The 4,255-nt window shown below is 63.9% G+C and carries 6 protein-coding genes; 4 read left to right on the plus strand and 2 right to left on the minus strand.

The features are described from left to right. The 3 genes from Y703_RS18110 to Y703_RS0105250 form a co-directional block, all read left to right on the plus strand. On the plus strand, positions 1-472 hold a 472-nt coding region (locus Y703_RS18110), incomplete at its 5' end, for an ROK family protein (protein WP_035763928.1). A gap of 67 nt (positions 473-539) precedes the next feature. Beyond that, a complete protein-coding gene (gene pyrE, locus Y703_RS0105245; protein ID WP_026551868.1) occupies positions 540-1,100 on the plus strand; it encodes an orotate phosphoribosyltransferase in 561 nt (186 codons plus the stop codon). 15 nt (positions 1,101-1,115) lie between these two features. Beyond that, positions 1,116-2,117, plus strand: coding sequence for a thioesterase domain-containing protein (locus Y703_RS0105250; RefSeq protein ID WP_026551869.1), 1,002 nt, complete (start codon positions 1,116-1,118; stop codon positions 2,115-2,117). On the opposite strand, the gene Y703_RS18115 is transcribed toward Y703_RS0105250, so the two are convergent. Both Y703_RS18115 and Y703_RS0105260 read right to left on the minus strand, forming a co-directional pair. After that, positions 2,111-2,845, minus strand: a complete 735-nt coding sequence (locus Y703_RS18115) for a tyrosine-protein phosphatase (protein WP_051427329.1) — start codon at positions 2,843-2,845, stop codon at positions 2,111-2,113. The two genes, Y703_RS0105250 and Y703_RS18115, sit on opposite strands and share 7 nt — an antisense overlap. Positions 2,846-2,848: 3 nt before the next feature. Then, a complete protein-coding gene (locus Y703_RS0105260; protein ID WP_026551870.1) occupies positions 2,849-3,628 on the minus strand; it encodes an HAD-IIA family hydrolase in 780 nt (259 codons plus the stop codon). 63 nt (positions 3,629-3,691) lie between these two features. Between Y703_RS0105260 and Y703_RS18120 the strand changes: the two genes are divergently transcribed. Next, on the plus strand, positions 3,692-4,255 hold a 564-nt coding region (locus Y703_RS18120), incomplete at its 3' end, for a TrmH family RNA methyltransferase (RefSeq protein WP_035763930.1).

A 4,255-nucleotide genomic window follows, 5' to 3' on the forward strand; every position in this document is an offset into this window, starting at 1 on the left:
CCATGTCCGGGTCCCCCGCGGCGGCGATATTCCCTGCCGCTGCGGAAACACCGGATGCCTCGAAGCACTGGCTGGCGTGCCTGCGCTCGCCGCCGCACTGAACTCACTCACCGGTGGGACGCTGACCAACAGCCAGGGGGTAATCGACCTGGTGCGCTCGGGGGACGGGGACGCCATCCAGGTGATCCGTCAGGCTGGCCGTGACATCGGCGATGTTCTGGCGACGTGCGTGAACCTGATCAACCCGTCAGTGGTGGTGATCGGGGGCAGTCTGGCGCAGGCGGGAGAACATCTGCTGGCCGGGATCCGGGAGGTGGTCTACCGGCGGTCGTTGCCGCTGGCCACCGAACACTTGAGGATAGTCCCGTCGGCCGCAGGGAAAAGTGCGGGCGTCCGCGGGGCATCGGTGATGGCTATCTCGCATGTCCTGTCCCCGGAGTCGATCGAGACCGCGAGCCTCATTGCCCCCTGATCCGGGCTGGCAGATACGCGCCACCGTTGGCGCCTTCAGCCCGGGTGCTGCCAGTAGAATTGCACCCATGACTGCTACCGCCGCTCGTGACCGCCTGCGTGAACTTATCCAGGAGCTGGCCATCGTGCATGAGAAAGTGACGCTGTCCAGCGGTAAGGAAGCCGAGTATTACATCGATCTGCGCCGGATCACCCTCCACCACGAAGCTTCACAACTGGTGGGAAAGGTCATGCTGGAGTTGCTCGACGACGCCGGCATCACCTTTGAGAGCGCCGGCGGCTTGACCATGGGGGCTGACCCGGTGGGCACCGCAGTTATGCACGCCGCGGCCCGCGACAACCGGGCCATTGACGCGTTTGTGGTGCGTAAGACCCAAAAGACTCATGGCATGGCCCGCCAGGTCGAGGGCCCGGATGTTGCCGGCCGGCCCGTCGTCGTACTCGAAGATACCTCGACCACCGGAGGGTCAGCGCTCAGCGCTGTGGAGGGAGTCCGGCGAGCGGGTGGCCTGGTGCAGGCAGTGGCAGTGATCGTTGACCGGGATACCGGTTCGAAGGAACGGATTGAGTCGGAGGCGTCAGTGCCCTACCTCTATGCCTTCGGCAAAGACGAGCTCGGTCTGGGCTAGCGCCCCCGCAGACCCATGACTGAGGACTCCGAGCGGCTGCTTCGCTATGCGCACGGCATCAAGGGCATGTCCCGCCGGTCCTTCCTGGTTGGCTCAGCGTTTGGTCTCACCCTCGCAGCCGACCTTTTCCTGACCCGGCGGATTCAGGAGGAGCGGGAGGAGCTGCAGATCCTCCCGGTTGAGGACTCGGAAGCCGCCCGCCGGTTTCCACGGACCCGCTGGATCATCTTTCCTGGTTATAAGACCAGCTGGGAAGAGGGCAGCTGGATCGCCAACTCGCTCCAGCCCGCTCTCGGCCAGCGTGGGCAGATCTCGGTGCTGGGGTACTCCAACCGCGGGCTGAATATCGCCAATATCGTTGCGGCGCTGAACCGCTACGTGAGGATTTTTCAGGTGGAAACCCTCTACTTCTATGGCCACAGTTTCGGCGGCATGGTGGCCATCGAAGTGGCATCGCAGCTGCGCGGCCTCGGTATCGATGTGGAGCTGATCATCCTCGATTCGAGCCCGCACTCCCGGACCGATGTGCTGGATCAGGCAGTCTTCGAGGGAGTGGTGTTCCTGTACGACGCCGGTTACCGGGTCCCCACTGTGCTCAGGGGCGGCTATGAGCTGGGTGAGCGGATTGTCAACAAGAATGAGCGCTCCTGGCAGCAGGTCATGAACCAGACACTTGAGCAGCTGTCCCCCTTCGCGCCATCAAGTGTGCTGATCCAGTCGCAGTCGTCCTACATCTTCCACTACAACGTCACCCGTTTTCAGGGCACGCTGGGGGACACCAAGATCGCTTTCATCGGGAACCCCAACGACGGGACAGTGAACTACTCGACTGCCCGGCCGGGCTGGGCGGAGGCATTCCCCGACAATCTGGTGTCAGCTGACTATGTCACTGAGGGGGCGCTGCCCGCCCACGCCAGTCCGCAGTGGAACCCGCTGATCTACCAGAGCATCGTCGCAGCACTGCAGGACGAGTTCCTTCCGCTCCCACGGGGCGGCTATCTCCGAACGGTCTATTGACCGCTGAGCGTCCGCCGGAGACGCGCCAGGTCGTGGCGGTCCATCCCGGCACCCTCCAGGAACGAGTCAACAGTTCCGAACTCCTGGCGGAGCCCGCCAATGAAGGTGGCCATCGCCGCGGCCGGCGCAGTGAAGATCACTGGCGGGTTCTCGAACGAGATTCGCTCCGCCCCGGTGGGTGCATGCCCCACCCAAAGTTTCGCCAGTTCCGGCAGAACTTCCGGCAGGGCACCGGCGGTCCGGGAGTAGTCCTGGATGATCAGGTCATCGGAAACTCCAGCCACCAGAAGAACGACTGCGGTAATCACTCCAGTGCGATCCTTGCCTGCGGCGCAGTGCACCAGCGTGGTTCGGCCCGCCACGATTGGCGCCAAGGCGCTGACCACCATCTCCGGACGGCTACGCAGCCAGCCCACGTAATGGTTACCCAGGTCCTCAGCGGTCAGCAGGCCCATGGTGGTTGCCGGGTTGGCCTCAGAGGGATCCAACGGTGCAGCGACCAGGTCGATCCCAGCGTCCGCGGCGACCAGCCACGGCACCATGCCAGCCTCACGTTCGCTGCGCAAGTCAACGATGGTCTCGATGCCCTGCCTCGTGAGGAACTCCATGGTCGCTTCGAGATCCCAACCGAACGGCTGGCTGGACCGAAACACCCTACCGGGGGCAGGCGCCCGAGGATCGGCGGCGGTGAGCTCAGCAATGTCGCGGAGATTGAGGACTCCTGCCACGGATCAGACCTGGTCGATCAGATCAGCGACTGAGTCCATGATCTGGGCTGGCCGGAACGGGTAGGCGTCAATATCGGCGCGCTGGGTGATCCCGCTGAGCACCAGCACCGTGTGAAGGCCCGCCTCCATCCCCGCGATGATGTCGGTGTCCATCCGGTCGCCAATCATCGCAGTCGTTTCCGAGTGGGCGTCGATCTGGTTCATTGCCGAACGGAACATCATCGGATTGGGCTTGCCGACAATATAGGGGACACGCCGGGTCGCCGCAGTGATCAGCGCGGCGACGGCTCCGGTGGCAGGCAGCGGCCCTTCTTTTGAGGGCCCGGTTACGTCCGGGTTGGTCGCAATGAACCGGGCGCCGCCTTCCACGAGCCGGATTGCCTTGGTGATCGCCTCAAACGAGTAGGTACGGGTCTCGCCGAGCACCACATAGTCCGGGTTCTGATCGGTGAGCACAAACCCCGCCTCATGCAGCGCCGTCGTCAGCCCCGCCTCGCCGATCACGTATGCGCGGCCACCCGGCAACTGCTCCTTCAGGAACTGGGCCGTGGCGAGGGCGGAGGTCCACAGGTTCTCCTCAGGCACTTCCAGGCCGGAAGCTCTGAGCCGGGCCGCGAGGTCACGCGGGGTATAAATTGAGTTGTTGGTCAGCACCAGGAACCGTTTAGAGGTGGCCACCCAGCGGTCGATCAGGTCCGCCGCGCCGGGGATGGCCTGGTTCTCGTGGACGAGCACGCCGTCCATATCCGTCAGCCAGCACTCAATGTGTTCGTTTTCGCGCATACGATCTCTCCCTGCCGTCCGGGCGGTGCTATCTCCGACAGTCTTTCACCTTAGGCTGGGAGCGTGAAAGAAAACCCCGAAACTCAGCCGGTTCAGGTAGGCGTCGGGCCCTGGGAGGGCGAGTTGCCGGAGGGCGGACACTGGGACCGGGACCTGCTGACCGCGGGGGACACCCGCAACGTAGTCGACCAGTACCGCTACTGGAGCCACGATGCAATCGTCTCCGACCTTGACTCCCGCCGCCACAACTTCCATGTGGCGATCGAAAACTGGCAGCACGACCTGAACATCGGTTCAGTGGTACGCACCGCCAACGCCTTCATGGCCAAGGAAGTTCACATCATCGGTCGACGACGGTGGAACCGCCGGGGCGCCATGGTCACCGACCGCTACCAGCATGTCCGTCACCACCCCACAGTCGAGGAGTTCGTGGCATGGGCAGCTGGGGAGGGACTGCGGATCATCGGGATCGACAACTTCCCTGATTCGGTGCCGCTGGAAACCTACGAATTGCCCCAGAACTGCGTGCTCGTGTTCGGCCAGGAAGGGCCGGGCCTCACCCCTGAAGTGCACGCCACTGCTGATGCCACCCTTTCCATCGCCCAGTTCGGCTCGACGCGCTCCATC

Origin of the sequence: Arthrobacter sp. H20, assembly GCF_000520515.1 — a bacterium.
Lineage (GTDB): Bacteria > Actinomycetota > Actinomycetes > Actinomycetales > Micrococcaceae > Arthrobacter_D.